This is a genomic window from uncultured Paraglaciecola sp., assembly GCF_913020055.1.
Lineage (GTDB): Bacteria > Pseudomonadota > Gammaproteobacteria > Enterobacterales > Alteromonadaceae > Paraglaciecola.
The window spans coordinates 1-19,271 of record NZ_CAJWCF010000088.1 but is presented as its reverse complement, the minus strand read 5'-3'; the positions used below and the strand labels follow the sequence as shown (position 1 = coordinate 19,271).

General features: G+C 40.5%; 16 protein-coding genes, 1 pseudogene and 1 riboswitch. Of the genes and pseudogenes, 10 read left to right on the top strand and 7 right to left on the bottom strand.

Translation table 11 applies throughout. From position 1 onward, the window contains the following. Positions 1-452: pseudogene (locus QZ488_RS16685) on the top strand (U32 family peptidase); the annotation flags it as partial. A gap of 81 nt (positions 453-533) precedes the next feature. On the opposite strand, the gene QZ488_RS16680 reads toward QZ488_RS16685, so the two are convergent. Then, entirely contained in the window at positions 534-827 is a 294-nt protein-coding gene (locus QZ488_RS16680; RefSeq protein ID WP_293750890.1) for a high-potential iron-sulfur protein, read from the bottom strand. Positions 828-1,103: 276 nt separating this feature from the next. On the opposite strand from QZ488_RS16680, the gene QZ488_RS16675 reads away from it, so the two are divergent. From QZ488_RS16675 to QZ488_RS16655, 5 genes are all read left to right on the top strand, one after another. Then, positions 1,104-1,922 carry a Cof-type HAD-IIB family hydrolase gene (locus tag QZ488_RS16675; protein WP_293750888.1) on the top strand — a complete coding sequence of 273 codons (819 nt, stop codon included), beginning with the start codon at positions 1,104-1,106 and terminating at the stop codon, positions 1,920-1,922. An 89-nt stretch (positions 1,923-2,011) separates the two neighbouring features. After that, entirely contained in the window at positions 2,012-2,902 is an 891-nt protein-coding gene (locus QZ488_RS16670; RefSeq protein ID WP_293750894.1) for a homocysteine S-methyltransferase family protein, read from the top strand. 50 nt (positions 2,903-2,952) lie between these two features. Continuing rightward, the gene (locus tag QZ488_RS16665) at positions 2,953-4,452 is read left to right on the top strand and encodes an NAD(P)/FAD-dependent oxidoreductase (protein ID WP_293750886.1); all 1,500 of its coding nucleotides are present in this window, start codon (positions 2,953-2,955) and stop codon (positions 4,450-4,452) included. A 175-nt stretch (positions 4,453-4,627) separates the two neighbouring features. Beyond that, positions 4,628-5,257, top strand: a complete 630-nt coding sequence (locus tag QZ488_RS16660; protein WP_293750884.1) for a heme-binding protein — start codon at positions 4,628-4,630, stop codon at positions 5,255-5,257. A 189-nt stretch (positions 5,258-5,446) separates the two neighbouring features. Next, complete coding sequence (locus tag QZ488_RS16655) at positions 5,447-6,652, top strand: MFS transporter (protein WP_293750892.1); 1,206 nt, start codon at positions 5,447-5,449, stop codon at positions 6,650-6,652. Here QZ488_RS16655 and QZ488_RS16650 read toward each other — a convergent pair. Together QZ488_RS16650 and QZ488_RS16645 are read right to left on the bottom strand one after the other, a co-directional pair. Continuing rightward, positions 6,649-7,818, bottom strand: a complete 1,170-nt coding sequence (locus QZ488_RS16650; protein WP_293750882.1) for an alkane 1-monooxygenase — start codon at positions 7,816-7,818, stop codon at positions 6,649-6,651. The genes QZ488_RS16655 and QZ488_RS16650 overlap by 4 nt on opposite strands. A gap of 24 nt (positions 7,819-7,842) precedes the next feature. Beyond that, entirely contained in the window at positions 7,843-8,883 is a 1,041-nt protein-coding gene (locus QZ488_RS16645; RefSeq protein WP_293750880.1) for a 2Fe-2S iron-sulfur cluster binding domain-containing protein, read from the bottom strand. Positions 8,884-9,015: 132 nt separating this feature from the next. Here QZ488_RS16645 and QZ488_RS16640 point away from each other — a divergent pair, with 132 nt between their 5' ends. Then, the gene (locus QZ488_RS16640) at positions 9,016-10,035 is read left to right on the top strand and encodes an AraC family transcriptional regulator (protein ID WP_293750878.1); all 1,020 of its coding nucleotides are present in this window, start codon (positions 9,016-9,018) and stop codon (positions 10,033-10,035) included. 96 nt (positions 10,036-10,131) lie between these two features. Here QZ488_RS16640 and QZ488_RS16635 read toward each other — a convergent pair whose 3' ends face one another. Further along, on the bottom strand, positions 10,132-10,872 hold the full coding sequence (locus tag QZ488_RS16635; RefSeq protein ID WP_293750876.1) for an NUDIX domain-containing protein: 741 nt from the start codon (positions 10,870-10,872) through the stop codon (positions 10,132-10,134). A gap of 265 nt (positions 10,873-11,137) precedes the next feature. Further along, positions 11,138-11,223, top strand: a riboswitch (cyclic di-GMP riboswitch). A 64-nt stretch (positions 11,224-11,287) separates the two neighbouring features. Here QZ488_RS16635 and QZ488_RS16630 point away from each other — a divergent pair. Further along, positions 11,288-12,658, top strand: a complete 1,371-nt coding sequence (locus QZ488_RS16630) for a hypothetical protein (RefSeq protein ID WP_293750874.1) — start codon at positions 11,288-11,290, stop codon at positions 12,656-12,658. A gap of 84 nt (positions 12,659-12,742) precedes the next feature. On the opposite strand, the gene QZ488_RS16625 is transcribed toward QZ488_RS16630, so the two are convergent. From QZ488_RS16625 to QZ488_RS16615, 3 genes are all read right to left on the bottom strand, one after another. After that, positions 12,743-13,129: an MmcQ/YjbR family DNA-binding protein gene (locus tag QZ488_RS16625; protein WP_293750872.1), complete on the bottom strand. Its 387-nt coding sequence runs from the start codon at positions 13,127-13,129 to the stop codon at positions 12,743-12,745. A gap of 74 nt (positions 13,130-13,203) precedes the next feature. Continuing rightward, positions 13,204-13,767: a phosphoribosyltransferase family protein gene (locus QZ488_RS16620; protein WP_293750870.1), complete on the bottom strand. Its 564-nt coding sequence runs from the start codon at positions 13,765-13,767 to the stop codon at positions 13,204-13,206. Positions 13,768-13,857: 90 nt separating this feature from the next. Then, positions 13,858-15,069 carry a lipoprotein-releasing ABC transporter permease subunit gene (locus tag QZ488_RS16615; RefSeq protein ID WP_293750868.1) on the bottom strand — a complete coding sequence of 404 codons (1,212 nt, stop codon included), beginning with the start codon at positions 15,067-15,069 and terminating at the stop codon, positions 13,858-13,860. A 131-nt stretch (positions 15,070-15,200) separates the two neighbouring features. Here QZ488_RS16615 and QZ488_RS16610 point away from each other — a divergent pair, with 131 nt between their 5' ends. Further along, positions 15,201-15,809 carry a PilZ domain-containing protein gene (locus QZ488_RS16610; protein ID WP_293750866.1) on the top strand — a complete coding sequence of 203 codons (609 nt, stop codon included), beginning with the start codon at positions 15,201-15,203 and terminating at the stop codon, positions 15,807-15,809. Next, positions 15,809-19,271, top strand: a 3,463-nt coding sequence (gene mfd, locus QZ488_RS16605) for a transcription-repair coupling factor (protein ID WP_293750864.1), incomplete at its 3' end; no start/stop codon positions are given. The genes QZ488_RS16610 and mfd, both read left to right, overlap by 1 nt.

Below are 19,271 nucleotides of genomic sequence, written 5' to 3'. Positions count from 1 at the left end.
AAAACATTGCGCGCCCTGCGAACTTTAAATTGTTCTACAGCATCTATCATCCGATTTTGTTAATGACCAGCCGCCAGTGTTTCTTCCAACAAAGTGTAGGCTGTGAAAAACCGCGCATCGATAATGGTTGTATGTTGTCTTGTGATAAATCAACCAGCATTACTAATTTAAAAGGTGTGTCCTTTGCGATTGATAAACAAAAAGCCGGTTACCCGAGTATCTACAACAACGATCAGTTTTTGAATATGCAGGTCATTAATGATTTGTCTGATTTATTTGATGGGTTCATGATTGATTTAACCAACATTGGCGCCGGTGATAAACAGTCACCCGACAAAGTAGAATTGATCCGCCAATTCGAACAACTGTTAGCCGGTGAACAAGCAGTAGAAGCTACATTAAATACTATGGTCACAGACTCAACAGTGAGTCAGTACCATACTGGTTTATAAACAGAATTAGGCTACTTTTTGGGTAGCCTAGTCCTGTCTAGATAGCCGCTAACATAATGGTATAAGTATCTAAAAGCAGCTTTATCCGGCTTTTTGCACCCACCCAGCACACCAGCCTTTGGCATTCACAACTTTACCTGGGAAAAAGGCGCATGGACGCCATTCTTTGCCCTTTTCACCTTGTACATACTGGCAATTGTCGCAATTTTGACCATCCACCTCTGATGCATGTACATATTTAAGGGCTACGGCCGTTGGATTATCAAGGGCTACTTGCTCTTGAGCGTTAGCGCGCAATGCCACGCTACCAAAAGTTAAGCCGATAACAGACGAGCCGGTTAATTTTAAAAAATCACGGCGATTTACATTATTCATAATTGATATCCTAAGTTGTAAAATAAAAATGATTCTCTTTTACGTTATGCCTAAAATGCAAAAACTCGCCAGTAGGGCGAGTTTTTTGAGTCAACGATTTTGTTGCCACACCATTGAATACTTAAAACAGAGAAAATAGATCGACAACAAACTTATTAATCTTAATTTTTACTGTTCTAAACTAAATGACCGAACATAACGTAGGCATTGGTTAATCTGTGTATTATTACAATCAGGGCAAGGTACTTGCCCATAATCTTGAGTTAGTCACTGTTTATGCAACTTATATTTTTTGATTTAGATGGCACGTTATTAAACGATGCATCTGAAATATCGCCGTTTACCAAAGAAACACTGTTACTGTTAAATGACAAAGACATTGCCTACACATTGGCAACGGGCCGCACCATGCTGTCGGCTCAGCGTATTGTTGAGGGGCATGATTTTAGCTTGCCGCAAATTTTCAATAATGGGGTCACAGTTTGGGATCCTAAAACCGAAAAACTTACCCTAGATAATCTACTTAACAACGACGAACTTGCATTCATTATTGAATTGGCGTTTGCACATGGGATTACACCTTTTGTTAATGTTATCGATGGACATCAACATTACATTTATCATGCACCAACAAGGCATGATGTAGAAAAAGAACTGATCGACAAGTACTTTTCTAGTAGCAAAGCCAAGGTATTACCTATTGGCGCCCTACCCAGTCATAGCCAAGTGACAAACATCAGTATGATCAGTACTGAGCACGTGATTAAAGCTATGTGGGCAACGCTTAATTCTCATGACAATCTCATTGCCTACACGGGGCCTGCATTAGAAGGTAATAATTTTTGGTGGTTAGATGTGCATCATCGTAACGCCAATAAAGGCTCTGCTGTAACTAATTTGAAAGAGCAATTAGGCGCCAGTAAGGTTATCTGTTTTGGTGATGGTGACAACGATTTAAGTATGTTTGCCCTTGCCGATGAGTGTTATGCCCCAGAAAATGCAAAAGATGAAATTAAACAATCGGCTACTTCTGTTATTGGGCATAACCACAAAGATGGCATTGCGCATTTTCTGCGGGAGCGTTTTTCGTTATAACTCATGCCTGCTAACAAATATTCGACTTTTGAAACAACTATAAATAACAGTCTGTATGGGTTGAGATGTTAAAAACAGATGATAACAAAATGAGTAAAGTCACCTTACTTGATGGTGGTATGGGCCAAGAACTATTACGCAAAAGTTCACGTAAGGTCACGCCTTTATGGTCTGCCGACATTATGCTGAATGAACCATTGTTAGTCAGAGACTTACACAGTGAATTCATTAATAGTGGAGCTAGGGTTATTACACTCAATACCTATACAGCCACACCGCAACGTCTTAAACGAGACGGTGAACTGGATCAATTAACCCACCTTCATCAGCAAGCGATGAAGGCGGCCAAAGACGCAATTGAAATAGCCGAGTGTGATGATGTTGCCATTGCAGGTTGCCTGCCACCGTTGGTAGCGAGTTATCGCCCCGATGTTAGCCTTTCTTTTGAAGACTCACTCGACACCTACCGCCGCTTAGTCGAACTACAAGCGCTCGCCAGTGATATGTTTATCTGTGAAACCATGTCTTCTATTACTGAAGCGCGCGCTGCCTGCACGGCTGCAATTGAAAGCGGTAAACCTGTATGGCTAGCGTTAACGGTAAGTGATAAACACCAAACACAATTACGCAGTGGTGAATCATTAGAAAACGCCTTACTTGCACTTGACTCTTTTGATACCCAAGCAACCTTATTAAACTGTAGCCAACCTGAAGCCATCAGTGCCTGTTGGTCGCTGTTAAACAATAAACAACGAAAGATTGGTGCTTACGCTAATGGTTTTGTGTCAATCGACTCTTTATATCCAGGTGATACTGTAGAAGAACTCGAAATGCGCCAAGACTTAAGCCCCGAGCAATATGCTGAACATGCTATAAGCTGGGCCAGAAATGGTGCGACAATAATAGGTGGCTGCTGCGAAATTGGCCCGGCACATATCAAGGCTTTGTATAACAAACTTTGTAGTGAAGGCTATATATAGGCATTCTACCTAGCAGTTGAATGACAGTTGCATAAAAGGAAGTGGATAACGTGAGCATTAAAACCGTTCAAGTAGAGGTGTTAATTGTGGGTGCTGGCATCTCGGGTATAGGCGCGGCCTATCACCTGCAGAAACATTGTCCAGGCAAAAAATACGCTATTATTGAAGCGCGAAGCTCACTTGGCGGCACTTGGGATCTATTCCGTTATCCCGGTATTCGCTCTGATTCCGACATGTTTACCTTTGGTTTTAATTTCAAACCTTGGCGCACCCCAAAAGCCATCTCCCCTAGCGAAGATATCAAAACATACATTGCAGAAGCGGCAAGTGAAAACGGTATCGATAAACATATTTTATTCGAACATAAAGTCATTTCGGCCAACTGGGACAGTGCAAGTGCCAAGTGGTTAACTGAAATTGAAAATGTACAAACCGGTGAATGTTGCCAATACACGAGTCATTTCTTGTTTTCCGGTGCCGGTTATTACAATTATGAAAAAGGTTACACACCTGTATTTAAAGGAATTGAGCGCTTTACCGGTGATATTGTTCATCCCCAACATTGGCCGCAAGATTTAGATTATGCCGGGAAAAACATTATTGTGATTGGAAGTGGAGCCACCGCTGTCACCCTAGTACCAGCATTAGCCGCTACTGCTGGACATGTGACTATGCTGCAGCGTTCACCTACATATATTGCATCCAGACCAGAACAAGATGTGTTTGCTAATGTCATTCGTCGTTATCTACCGGTTAAACTAGCCTACAGTATTATTCGCTGGGTAAAAATTCTACAAGGCATGTTGTTATTTAACCTGTCGAGACGCCGCCCCGAGAAAGTTAAAAAAGCCATACGACAAGGCGTAATTGATGCCTTGGGAGAAGATTACCCGGTTGATACACACTTCAACCCCAGCTACCAACCTTGGGATCAACGAGCATGTTTGATACCAGATGGTGATTTATTTAGTGCAATTAAAAGTGGCACTGCAAGTGTGGTAACCGAACACATAGACACATTCACTGAGACTGGCGTGAAGTTGCAATCAGGTGAAGAGTTGGCGGCCGATATTATTGTGACCGCAACAGGTCTCAATCTAGAAATACTCAGTTCATATCAACTCAGCGTTGACCAAAAACCCTTTAGTGTTGCCGACAGTTATTGTTACAAAGGCATGATGTTGAATGGTTTACCTAACTTTGCATTTTCAATGGGTTATACCAATGCGTCGTGGACCCTTAAATCTGATTTAGTCGGCCAATATGTGTGCCGCTTGATTAACCATATGCACAAACATCACTATGACTACTGTGAGCCGGTGTTGCCTGCGAATGGCATTGAATCAGAACCTTTTATTGATTTCACGTCTGGCTACATTACTAGAGCATTAGACAAAATGCCAAAACAAGGGCGAGACAAACCTTGGAAACTCAATCAAAACTACATACTTGATAGTTTAAGCCTGCACTACTCGTCTGTGGTCGATGACAGTATTGTTTTTTCTACTATTCAACCTAATAACCCCCAACCTAAGAACAAATCAAAGTGACATTTGGCTCTGCAAAACATATGTGTGTTAAGCATTATTTTAATCATGAAACTTTATTTAAAAGATCTACGTATTAATCTCACAAAACAATCTCTACCTAATCTTCACCTTAGCAAAATTCCAGGCTAAGACTCAAATATTTGGGTAGTAAGTAATCTTAATCAAAGGATGTAATGTGAAATTATTATTGGTGATCTTGTCGTTTATGTTTGTCACTGGATGTTCGGTAGTGGGTCAGAGTGAAGTAGATACCGCGCCTTATACATCGATAATGTCAGACAAAGAGCAAAATATTGAAGTGCGGAACTATGAGTCAATGATATTGGTTTCAACCAGTATGGCGGGTGGCAGTGGGAATAACGCATTTAGGAAACTGTTCAAGTACATCAGTGGTGAAAACGAAGGGCGCGCTGAAATTGCGATGACGGCACCCGTTATTATGGACGAAAACAACACGGCTAAAAAAGGCGCCGAAATATCCATGACGTCACCGGTTTTCATGAATGAAAGTGCAGAAAATGCATTAATGTCATTCGTTATGCCGAAAGATTTCACATTAGCAACCACTCCAAAACCAACAAACCCTGAGGTTAAAGTAAGTGAGCTAACAGATTATAAAGTGGCTGCGATTCAGTTTAGTGGCACCTTGAGTGACAGTAATATTAAGAAATACACCAATATTCTTACAAACTGGATGGCTGAAAACGGCTACAATGCAATTAGCAAACCAGTAACAGCTGGCTACAATGGCCCACTTACCCTGCCAATGTGGCGCCGTAATGAGGTGTTAATTGAAGTTAAGTAGTGGCTTTCCAAACAAGTAAAAAATACACAATAGATCGATATTAAAAGAAACATGAGAAAGAAATTCCAATTAACCACACAAATAAGCCTGTATGCCTAGGTTACAGACAACGTGTTACGTTGCAGTTGCAAACCTTGTACACCCGTTATCCATTAATGCATCTGTACGTTTGAAGAATGTTCGATGTCTGTGAAACAACCGGATGCGAATAAATTAGCCAAACGCACTTTGTTGTTAGCCGCTGGCGCGATGGGATTTGCGCAAACAGTGTTATTTGCCATATTGGCGCCACTGGGTCGTGAAATTGGTTTGGTGGAAGTACAAATAGGTGCGATTATTTCTTCGTCATCCTTAACTATCTTTTTGGTCAGTCCTTTATGGGGGCGAGCCAGCGATTTAAGTGGCAGAAGAAAGATATTACTGATTGGTCTATTTGGCTACTCAATTGGCACAATGTTGTTTGCTGGCGTATTTCAAGCGGCATTGCTTGGTTACCTTATTCCCCTCACCGCCCTAGCACTGTTAATTGTTACCCGCGTAGCTAACGCAACTGTTATGGCTGCAGTAGCTCCATCAGCTAATGCCTACATGGCGGATATCACCACGGTTGCAGATCGTATTAAAGGCATGGGTGCAATAGGCGCTGCTGGTAATATTGGTTCTATTATGGGGCCAGCGATTGGTGGTTTGCTCGCCAGCATTAGTTTACTCACACCTTTGTATTTTTCGGTTTTCCTCACCCTAGCCGCCGCGGTGTTAACCCTATTTGCGTTACCAGAATTACCAAAAAAAGAAGTATTAAAGAAACCACTAAAACTTAAATATACCGATCCAAGGATATTTCCATTGGTCATCGCTGGTGTGTTTTTGTTTATGGGTTTTGCGATTGTGCATCAAACTATCGCGTTTCGCTTTCAAGATGTACTTGGTCTTGATGGAACCGAAACCGCTAAAATTGTTGGTTTTAGTATGATGTTCTCTGCTGCTGCCGCGTTATTTGTACAACTTTTAGTAATCCCTCGATTACATGTAAGGCCGTTTGTTCTGCTCAGAATATCCATGCCAATTATGATGTTAGCCTTTGCCATTATGGCCGTAAGTCAAACCGAGGCAATGTATATATTGTCGATGTGTATTCTAGGAGTAGGAATGGGACTTGCCGGGCCTGGGTTTATGGCTGGCGCTTCAGTGGCGGTTTCATCTGAAGAGCAAGGAGCAGTGGCTGGAATAGCCGGTGCCTGTGGACCATTAGGCTTTACCGTTGGACCATTATTGGGCACCTATTTATATTCAATAGACGGCGCGCTACCCTATTGGTTTGCGTTCGCTTGTTATTTTCTTTTGTTTTTATTCACTCTTAAATTTAGTGATAAAAAGAAAACAGCTAAACATTAAAGTGCAGCGTATTGGACGTTTTCTAACGCTTTTATGCCACTCATTTTGTTGGCTTCACTGGCCAGTAATAACTCTTCTTTTGACGCATATTTTTGATCCCATTCAAGCACCTTTGGAACCATAAGTTTATTCCAAAGTGGCGGGATCAACGCAATCACATAGGTCGTTAAATATCCACCTATCATCATGGGTGCTTCACTAAATGGTTTGAGTTGATGAAAAGGTACTTCACCCTGAGCATGATGATGAGAATGTCGGGTTAAATTAAACATAGCCCAAGAACTAACCCGCTTATTGGTATTCCAAGAATGTCTTGGCTGCACAGGTAATTCAGGATGACGAACCATACCGTAATGCTCAATAAAATTAATGATTTCTAAATTAAATTTACCTAGAATCGCGATAACAATAAAAAACACTGCGCCTTCCCATCCCGCTATAAAAAACACTGAAAAAACTAAAAAAGCACTCATCAAAACACCTCTAATAGCGACGTTTCGAAATGAAAAAACGGCTTGATGTTTCTTCAACAATCGGAATTTTTCCAATTTCCAAGCACTTATATAACCCTTAATTGTAGAGATAAACATATGAGCATACACACTTCGACCTCGTGGTGCCGTTGCTGGGTCTGCTTTGGTGCAAACATAACGATGGTGACCGTAAACATGTTCAATAGAAAAATTTGCATCAAAAGTAAAAGCCAATAACCAACGACCAATTAGCATAGAAACGGGATCCCAGGTTCTATGGGTCAATTCATGCCCTGTTAATGTACCCAAAATACTTAAGTTTATGCCTACAAAACTCGCAAGTACAAGATAATGACCGATAGACGTGGCCTCTTTTGTGGCATTAATATCCACTCCGGTAAGGCTAGCAATAGTCAGCCCGAAATGAAAAACATCCACAGATGCAACTTGCCAAACGCTGACAAACACCAGCATACATATTAGTGGTAACGCTAACCAAAGCTGCCATGTAAGTAATTTGGGATATTTATATTCAGGCTCAGTAATATCGTCTCCTAACAACCAGTCGCCACCAATATAAACAACAAAAAACACTACAAAGCCGATTGAAATATACCAACCACCTAAACTAATCATAACGATTGTTATCAATGCCGATAGGTGAAAAGAAGAAAATTTTAAGTAATCGAACATAACTTTTACTCTCTTTATATTTTATTAAGCAGCTACAAGATCTGCTTTGCTTATGAATTTATCGAAATGAATATTTGCAGACTGCACACAATGTGTTTTAAGGACTTCAATTGCTGCATCTATCATATTAGGAGGGCCACACAAGTAAGCATGCTCTGCCCCCGTTAAGCCTTGACTCAGAGCGTCGGTGACCAGCCCTCTTTGACCAGACCATGGTGAATCGTCTGGTTCTTGAGATAACACTGGAATGTAAGTAAACCTTCCTTGCCACTGTTTTGCTAATGCCAAGATAGTGTCAGTGCAATAAAGATCTTGTTGGGTGCGTGCACCAAAGTAAAAAACAACATCACGAGTAACGCCCTCTTTTAAAGCTTGTTGTAACAAGGCTTTTATTGGCGCCAAACCACTGCCACCAGCGACACAAACTATTGGAGCGTCTGACTCTCGTAAATAAAAGTCACCAAAAGGGCCATGCATTTCAACAGGGGTGATTAACAAATTTCGCGAATGAACGAGAGGTGACAATTCTCCTCCGCTGACCTCTCGGATAAAAAATTCGACTTGATTTCCACCGCTAGGTGCTGCGAAAGAATAGGCCCTAAAAGCTGAGGACAAGGCAGGAATTCTGAGCTCGGCGTATTGACCAGAGGTGTAATTCATCGATTCATTTAACGATATAGTTAAGTGGGTAATATCATGAGTCAATTTCTGCTGGGCTGTTATCACTCCCGAACATTCTTTAACTGCTAATTGCGCAGTAACTTCACCTAATATGACGTCTATTTCTACGTCACTCTTGGGCACACTTTGACAAGCAAGGATATAACCTTGTTCTAGTTCTTCTTGACTTAACACGTAAGCACTATCTGTCAGCTCTTTGACTTCGCCTTTAATCAGTTTGCATTTGCAACTTGCACAACTGCCAACTCGACAGCTATGAGAGATAGCAATATCGCAGCGAAGCGCAGCCGACAACAGGGTTTCTTCTGGCTCGCATGTGGCTATATGCCGTCCACCGTTTACGGTTAACTTATTGGCTGGTTTAGCACAAAAAAATGAAAACATCATCAACTCCTTCGTATTATCTGATGTAATTGTAAGCCTGAGAAGGAATGGACAGAGAGGGGGGAAAATGACAATTAAGGGGTCATTTATGGACAATGTGTTACAGTAATAGAAAAAAGAAGAACCTGCCTAATGCATAACCAACCTCTAAAATTGCCCATTTATTACATGGCACAAATTAAAGAACAGCTAGATTTTTGGCAAAAAGACAGTAACGTTTGGCTACAACAAAACCATTTAACCGCCAATCAACTGGCAAACTCTGAAGAAACAATTAACTTTGCGACTTACGAATCGTTAATTCTTTCTGCTATCACAATGGCCGAAAATGACGCATTAGGACTTTATATTGGCGAGCGAATTGGCATAACTTCACATGGCATGTTGGGATTTGCTTTGCTCAATTGCAGCTCGATTCGAGAAGCCATGGCCATGGTCCAGGAGTACATCAATACACGCACACCTTTTATTTCCATTGAGATAGCAGAAACGACAGAAGATTTTAAAATAATTTTCAAAGAAATCATGCCGTTTGAAACCATTAAGCGCACATTTTTAGAGGCAATGTTTGTTACATTTCACAATATACTTTCGCAGTTAACTTTTTCTGCTCTTAAAATTAGCTCAGTACACTTCAATTATGCCAGCCCCCACTATGCTGACCAATATTCTAATTTCTTTGATTGCCCCATAGAGTTTAATCAAACAAAAAATGAAATGCATTTTGCCGCTAAAATGCTAAATATTCCCTTACGGTTAGCCGACCCTATATCGCTCAAACAAGCGCGCCAATTGTGTGATGCCGAACTAGCCAAAATGGCTAATAACTTTTCCCCTAAGCTCAGCCACAGAGTAAGAGAAATGCTATTGAATTCAGTTGGCCACTTTCCTACTTTAGAAAAAACCGCATTTCGATTTCACGTGGGTCCTAGAACACTACATCGACATTTAAAAAGCGAAGGCACATCTTACCGACAGATACTGGAAAACGTTTCACACACTATCGCCAGCCAACAACTTACCAATACTAGTATTACGGTAGAGGAAATATCACTTTTGCTTGGTTACATAGATGTGGCAAATTTTCGCAGAGCATTCAAACGCTGGACAGGAATGACGCCTAGTGATTATCGAACAAATAATCGTAACTAGACGCGGTCAGTGCTTCTGTTAAAGATAGAAAAGAATGGACTGTTGATCTTGCTTAACCATCAAGCTTTACAGTATTCCAATGCGGATTGGTATAAGCTAATTACCCGCCAAAAACACTTCATGTTTAAGTTTAGAAAACTGACTTAAGTCTAAGCTTGATTTGCCTAATCCTGTGGCATTGAGTAGGGATTTCACTAAATACTTGTTGAATATACTGTTACTTTTATCAGTCAAAAAGTCTTCAGGCAAAACCCATTTAGCGTCATCAATTTCGTGGGTATCCTGAATATTGATTTGTGTCGATAGCGGGGCTAATTTACAGACTATGTAGATATTAGATTTACCAAATCGATAGGGATGAGTACTGGCCATGCCTAAAACTGAATCAAAGGCTGTCTCGATACCTGTTTCTTCTAGTACTTCTCGGATCACCGCATCTTCGATTTTTTCTCCTAATTCTATGTGACCACCGGGTAACTTATAGGTTGTGGCATCGCGCTCGCGGATGACTAAAATCTCGCCCAATTCATTTTGCACTAATCCCCCTGCCCCCAATGAATGGGTAGGCACAAAAGGCACATAATTTTCTTCTTGGGATTTAAAAATCAAGGTCACTTCAGTGGGCAAACAATTGTGAAAGGTAAAACCTTGGGTGGTGGCAATGGTTATTAGGTGAGCTAAATCAATCGGTAATGTCAGCCAGATAACCGCTTTTTTATGTAAATTGGCATGATCCAATAAGGCACTTAAGTGTTGTAAAAACACCTCTTGGTCATCTGGAATTTCGGCGCTGTCGATAATAATGCCGTTAAATTTATTGTACTCAAATGCTAACAAGTTCTCTCACTCATATATAAAGTTATCAACTTAAGGATAGGAAGTATAAAGCATAAGTTGATTGGCTCCAGTGCCAATATTTACAATTTACATCCTATTTATTTGCGTTTAATTGACTGCTAGAGTCTGAACCAGAAGGCCTCCACAACAGACATTATTCAGAGTCCGCGTTGTTAAACAGCAATGCCAGTCTAAAGTATTCATCTAAGCATTATTCGTGTGTTGGAAATAGCTTTATCTAGAAATGACTTACTAGTACTATCCAAAGTTCAATAGGCAACTTTTAATGAAAATTATTAGGCGCAAAGCTACTTACCTAAGTGCATCGCATAGGGTAGAAGGGTTGCATTGATACGGACATTTACACAACTCTATATTGTCGTTTGTGGACGACATTCATTTTTTAAGGTTATAAATGTTTAGATCAAATCTATTTATTTTCATTTTTATCATTATGTTTATGTCATTTTTAAACGCCTGCGGTGGAGGTGGTGGAAATGAATCAGTCACCACTTCTCCAAGCTCTTCAGTTCCCACTGCGACTTCCTGTGTTAATCCACATTCATCTGATTACCCTGATGAATATTTAGGGCAATTTGAACTACCTTCACCTAGAGGTGAATTAGCCAGCCATATTGTTAGAGGCATCAGTTTTAAAGATTACTCCCCTAGTTGGATCTACGAAGGTCTACTTCCACCCTATCGAGGCGATTGCTCTAAAGACGAGTATATAAAGTTAATGTATGTTGAAGCACTCAAAGCCATGCAAGCTAGTGGTGTGCAAAGGGCTTGGGTTTATAATTTTGGTGATTGGAATAATAACCAAGAACCATGGGTTGTTAGGCTAGCTGATTACCATATCCCTCAGAAATATGTGGAATATATTGTCGAGCAAGCAGGATTGTTAGGTATCGATATATATTTTGCTTGGCAGTTTACGCAAACTAATATAAATCGTCAGGTCATTGTTGAACTTGGTGAGCAAGTCACAATGGCTAAACTTAAGAGTATTTTAGATGCACATCATAACAATATGCTCACTCAAGCCACATACGCACAAGAAATCGGCATAAAAGGCATTGCTGCTGATTGGAATGCAATGAATATCAATTTATCTACCGATCAATTAAAGGATTACTACATAGAGCGTTTTGCCGAAATTATTGACGATATCAGAGCTAATTTTGACGGTGAGATTGTTTGGGGGCAAATAGGTTATGTGTTTAACGACGAGCGTATTTTTTCTCGTGTAGACAGTATATTGGTCAATGCGATGAATGCAGGTGGTAGCACCCAGTTTACCCAAGAAGAAAATGCTAATTTAACACCCGAGCTTATAAAAGAAAAAACCCTTACCTCGCTGGAAAATATGAGAACTCAAATCTACTGTTTGGATATTCATCAACCTTGCTGGCATGGAAAATCTGATATCGAGCTTCCTGTAATATTAAATATTCAGGTCCAAAGTCGAGAGGATTTTTTCTTAACTGGTTGGAAAGAAGATGGCTTTTGCACTAACGCTACATTAGAGAATGGAACTGTTGATCCTTGTATTCAAGAGTCTTTTGTAACCGATTTTTCAGTACAAGCTATTGGTATCGAAGGCATTATGCAAGCCTTAGCCGATCAAGATTCGTTTGAGATTGGCAGCGTTGATATTAATACTGGATATTGGCTATCAGACACCTTGACGCCCAGTTCAGAAGGTTTTCCTAATATTTCACAGTCTGTTCGCGGCAAACCTGCTGAAAGTGTCGTGAAATATTGGTATACGGGAAACAACTAGCTTCTAAGTAACCTGAACTCTGTATAAGGCGCGATAATAGCGGCACTGGACTGTATCGCTTATCCAGAGTTCAGGTTAAGTAAATCAAGTATGAAGCAAGATAGACTGTTGATCGGCCTTGGTCATGTTACCCACCACTAAATTAAACGAATTATCCATCATCCGTTGAATTTCCCCTACGGGGACCGAGCCGTCAAGTTTGACGGTATTCCAATGGACTTTGCTCATATGATAACCGGGGATCACCGATGGAAAGATATCCCGCAGCATAATGGCTTCTTGGGGATCAGATTTTAGGTTCATCCAATAGATATCTTCGCTTTCATTGTCACTTTTACCCATTTTCCCTCTGGCTAAAGTGGCGAACATTTTATGTTTAACTTTAAACACTGAGACGTCTTCACCAAAAGGAAAGGTTTCTACCGAAAAAGGTTTGTTGAGTAAGTACTCTCTGGCTTGTTGCTGATCCATCCACTTTTTCCTTAGGCAATAAAAAGGGTAGTCACCTACCCTAATCTAAAATTCAGGTTAATTCTAATAGACAATTAATCTTGGGTTAACAAATGCATCACATTTTTTAGGTCAGTTTTACCCTGAATAATTTCGTCCGGTGTTAGCCCAGAAATTTCGTGGGGGAAGACCAACCATTCGTCACTTTCATGTACATAATAATCAGGCACTATGTCAGTTTTGTTATTTTTTGGTTTGTAATAAGGACAAGCTATACGTACGTCTTTAGGCATATTCGCCCGAGATAACTTTTTAATTTGTTTCATTAAGGCTTCAACACTGCGCCCTGAATCAAATACATCATCAACAATCAGTAGGCTGTCTTCGGCATTGGCGTTTTCAATTAAATAATGTAAACCGTGCACTTTGATGGTTTTTGATTGTTGATCAATTCCATAATAAGAAGAAGTACGTACTGCAATATGATCTGTCTCTACTTTTTTGAAATCGAAATATTCTTGCACTGCAATACCAATTGGCGCCCCGCCTCTCCATATACCGATGATAAAATGTGGACGAAAGCCACTTTCAAAAACTTGGGCGGCTACTCGAAATGAATCTTCAAGCAACTGTTGTGCAGTGATAAACGTTTTTTCCATTAGATAAACCTTAAAAATTTAGAGCGCGGTGGCTAACGTTTTTACCGCAAAATAAAACTACTAGCCTGCTATTGTATACCGAAGCTCACTTTATTCATATTTTAAAGCGTCTGCGGGATTCACTCTGACCGCACGGTAAGCAGGATAAAGGCTCGCCAGAAAACATAAGATAAGTGAGGTAATGATTAGAAATACCACTTGCTGCCATTGCAAGTCGGTAGGTAGGCCTTGCCCATCTGGGCTAAGAAATATAGGTAAATTGAATAACCTAACTAAATTATTAATTTGAGTGACCAACAATACACCCGCTACAACCCCAATTACTGTGCCTTTAATGCCGTTGTAGATACCATTAAATAAGAATATGCCCATAATATTATTACGAGTCATGCCTTGGGTGAGAAGTATGGCAATGTCGCCTTGTTTTTCGGTCACCACCATCACTAAAGCCGAGACTATGTTAAACGCAGCCACTGATATGATCAGTAACAACATTAACGACATCATATTTTTTTCCATCTTCACCGCATCAAATAACACGCCCTGTTGGTCGCGCCAATTTGTAGAACTATATCCTTCTGCTGTTAATGCTTGCACTACACTTTTATAATCAAAAGCATCGGCTAAAAACAAGCGTGTTTGGGCTAATTTTTCGGTTTTACTTCTTAATAATCTAGCCGCATCATCGATGTGCATTAATATCGCTTTATCGTCTAATGCGGAGCCCATGTCAAAGATACCCACAACACGAAACACCCTTTGGCTGTACATTCGTCCAAACGGCCCAAAATAACTATTTTCAGAGGCCATCAAACGGGCTTTTTCACCGATTCGTAAATTTAATTTAATAGACAATGCTCGGCCAATAACAATGCCATACTCGCCTTTGACTAAATCAGTCAACTCACCAATTAACATGTTTTGCGCAATAACCGATGATTGCTGCATCACTTCAGGTTGAATTCCCTGAAACATCACACCGGTTAAGCCTTTTGATGATTGCACTATGCCTTCTGAATCTATCTGTTGGGCACTGGCAATGACCCCTTTTAGATGTTTGAACGTATCAGGATTACTGTCAGCATCAGATTTGTTTGTAACCAAAATATGCGGGGTGATCCCTAAATTACGAAGTTTAAGTTCGCCTTCAAACCCGTTCATCACCGACAACACAGTAATTAAGGCCATTAACCCAAGGGCAATGCCTGCAACCGAGAAAAAATTGATAAACGCAATAAAGTGACTGCCTTTAGATGCTTTGGCGTACCGTAGTCCAATAAAGGCTGAGAGTGGGTAAAACATTAAAAATGAAACTCTTATGACAACAAACTAGTTAAAAAATAAAGGTTTAACTGTTGGTATACTGATGAATGATGTTGAATAATACGTGCTAGAGATAAATCTCACAAGCAAAGCAAAAACTGGGAGAGAGTATGCAGCATCTATCGCTTGAACAAAAACATGAACAATTCAATGAATTTTTCATGATTAAGCATGCTATCCCGTTGAATATGCGCTTATTAGAAGAAGAGTTTGTTTTACCTGATATAGACGATATACATCAACACATGCCTTATGTTTTTCAAGTGGCAAGCGAACTCTCAACTATCGATAGCAAGGCCCTTAGACCTTTACGGAGTATGGGTGAGCATGCTGCGGAGCTTGCCGAGTTTCTTAATCATCAATCACGAAAAATTGATTTGATGATGTCATTGATTTTACAGCAACATTCAGACCATGAACAAACCTTTCAATCCGTACAATTCGGTGGTGGAGGCATAATGGTTGAAAGTGAGAATGAATGGGCAATTGGTGGTGTAATCGAATTAAAATTATTTTTAAAAGAAGAAGCCTCAGCAATTTTTTGTTTTGCCGAAGTTATTGCTTGTAAGCCAGTGGATGATACGTACCATGTATCTCTCATTTTTACCTGTATCCGTGAAGAAGACCAAGACTTGTTGGTTAGAGCTAGCTTACATTTACAAGCAGCCAATTTACGTAAACGCAAAACCCTGAAAAAGAACCAAAACGAAAGCAATTAATGACTCACAGTATTTTTTCACCGCCTTTACCAAACAATACTCTTAAAACTAAAAATGATATTCGTCATTGGGGCAATCTCCAAGGCAGCAGCACGGCACTTCTTTTAGCCAATGCGGCAAAACAGGCCACAGGCCCAATTTTATTGGTGACCGCCGACACGCCTAGTGCCATCAAGCTTGAAAAAGAGCTCGATTATTTTTTGCAGGACCAATCTATTGATGTGCAGCTTTTCCCCGATTGGGAAACCTTACCCTACGACAACTTTTCGCCTCATCAAGATATTGTTTCCCAGCGTTTAGAAACCCTTTATCAACTCACCCAAAACGAACGCCGTGTATTTATAGTACCTATTAATACGCTAATGATGCGAATGGCACCGGTGGATTATATTGGTAAATATTTATTGATATTAGAGACCTGCCAAAAACTAGATATTGACAGTTTTCGTTCTGGATTAGAGCGCGCGGGTTATTTACATGTAAACCAAGTGATGGGGCACAGTGAGTTTTCTATCCGTGGCAGTATCATTGATTTATTTCCAATGGGTAGCCAACACCCCTATCGCATTGACTTATTTGATGATGAAGTGGATACCATTAGGCACTTTGATCCAGAGACTCAACGCTCTGGAGATAAAGTAGATGAAATCAAGCTGTTACCGGCAAGAGAGTTCCCTACTGATAAAGATGCAAGTTTGTTATTTAGGCAGCAATATCTTAGCAAGTTCGACGCAAATAACAGCAAAGAATCCATTTATTACCAAGTAGGCAAAGGATTGATGCCCGGCGGTATAGAGTATTACTTACCGCTGTTTTTTGAAAAAACTGCCACTTTATTTGATTACCTCAATCAAGATACCACTGTATTAATGCATGGCGATTTGCAAACAGCCCATGAAAGCTATTGGAAAGATGTTAGCCACCGATACGAACAAATGCGTTACAACCTTGCTAGGCCTTTGTTGCATCCCTCCGACATTTTTATGCGTTCTGAAGAGTTGTTCGGCGCCTTAAAAGAATGGCCAAGGGTACAAATACAAAACCAAGCCTTAGAAGAAAAGAATGGTAGCTACAATTTTGCCACGGGTCCCTTAGGCGACGTAGCCCTAAAACCACAAAACAAAGTGCCCTGGACATCACTTCAACAACATGTAGCCGACTGGCAAAAACAAAAAGTGAAAGTGTTGTTTAGCGCTGAATCTGCGGGTCGCCGTGAAGGCCTTTTAGAAATTCTGACCAAAGCAGAGATTAAACCCAAGGTTTTTGAACAATTTGAAGACTTTATTACCAGCGATGAACCTATTGGTATCACTGTCGGCGCTGCTGAGTTTAGCTTTTTACTCGAAGAGCCAAAAAATAAAATTGCGTTTATTACTGAAACTGAATTACTTGGGCATAAAATTAGCCACAGACGTAAACGCGATAAGCGCCAAGGCACAGACGAAAATGCCATCATTCGTAATTTGGCGGAATTACAAGTAGGCCAACCAGTTGTGCATTTTGAACATGGCGTAGGCCGTTACCTAGGTCTACAAACTTTAGATGCCGGCGGTATTACCACTGAATACCTGACAATTGAATATGCCAAACAAGCCAAGTTGTATGTGCCAGTCGCTTCGTTACATTTAATTAGCCGATACAGTGGTGGTGATATTGATCATGCACCTTTACATCATCTAGGCACAGATACCTGGTCTAAAGCTAAGAAAAAAGCCGCTGAAAAAGTCCGTGATGTAGCAGCTCAATTGTTAGATGTTTACGCCAGACGTGCAGCAAAACCAGGTTATGCATTTAAAATTGCTTGGGATGAATATCAATCCTTTAATGATAGTTTTCCGTTTGAAGAAACCATAGATCAACAAAAAGCTATCAATGCCGTGATCCAAGATATGGGTTCAGCCAACGCAATGGACAGATTAGTCTGTGGCGATGTAGGTTTTGGTAAGACAGAAGTTGCTATGCGCGCCGCCTTTATTGCCGCTAATCAAGGTAAACAAGTAGCCATATTGGTACCTACTACGCTACTTGCTAGTCAACATTTTGAGAATTTTAAAGACCGTTTTGTTAACTGCCCTTTCAGAATTGAAGTGTTGTCGCGTTTTGTCAGTGCTAAAGATTCAAAACAAACTGTGACAGCCATTGCTGAAGGCAAAGTAGATATAGTAGTCGGCACCCATACTTTGTTGCAAGACAGCCTGAAATTTAACGATTTAGGTTTGGTTATCATCGATGAAGAACATAGATTTGGGGTGCGCCAGAAAGAAAAGTTCAAAGCGCTACGCTCAGATGTAGATATTTTAACCTTAACTGCCACACCTATTCCAAGAACCTTGAATATGGCGTTAAGTGGTATGCGCGACTTGTCTATTATCGCTACTCCTCCGGCTAAACGTTTGCCGATCAAAACCTTTGTGCAGCAAAGAAACAAAGGATTAATCCGCGAAGCCATCATGCGCGAGATTCTGCGTGGTGGTCAGGTTTATTTCTTACATAATGAAGTAGACAGCATTGAAAAGACTGCTGAAGAAATAGCTGAAATTGTGCCTGAAGCGCGCATAGCCATAGGCCATGGTCAAATGCGTGAGCGTGAACTTGAAAAAGTTATGGCTGATTTTTATCATCAGCGATTTAATGTACTTTTATGTACCACTATTATTGAAACCGGCATCGATGTGCCATCAGCCAACACCATAGTCATGGACAGAGCGGATCATTTAGGTTTAGCGCAACTGCACCAATTACGTGGTCGTGTGGGTCGTTCTCATCATCAAGCCTATGCTTACTTACTCACCCCGCACCGAAGACGCTTAAGTAAAGATGCGGCTAAACGCCTCGACGCTATTTCATCTTTAGAAGAGTTAGGTGCTGGTTTTGCACTAGCCACTCACGATCTTGAAATTCGTGGTGCTGGTGAATTACTCGGTGATGGGCAATCAGGGCAGATTTCGAGTATCGGTTTTACTTTATATATGGATATGTTGGACCAAGCAGTTGAAGCACTAAAAGAAGGCAAAGAACCTTCGCTAGAAGCCGCACTTGCTGAGCAAACTGATATCGATCTACGTTTACCCGCTTTGTTTCCAGATGATTATATTCCAGACGTGAATCTACGTTTGTCTTTGTATAAAAAACTGGCTGGCTGTAAAGATGAAAGAGCTGTGAATGAACTACAAATAGAGTTGATTGATAGATTTGGTTTATTGCCACAAAGTGCTAAAAACCTGTTAGACATGACCATGCTCAAACTAAAAGCCAAAATAATCGGCATCTCTAAAATGGAAGGCACCAACAAAGGTGGATTCGTAGAGTTCTCGCAGAAAACACAAATAGACCCTGGCTTTATTATTAAGTTAATTCAGTCGCAACCAAGAATTTACAAATTGGATGGGCCACAAAAACTTAAATTTAACGTGCCTACTGAATCAGCCAAAGATAGACTTGAACTGTTTAACAATATGCTAA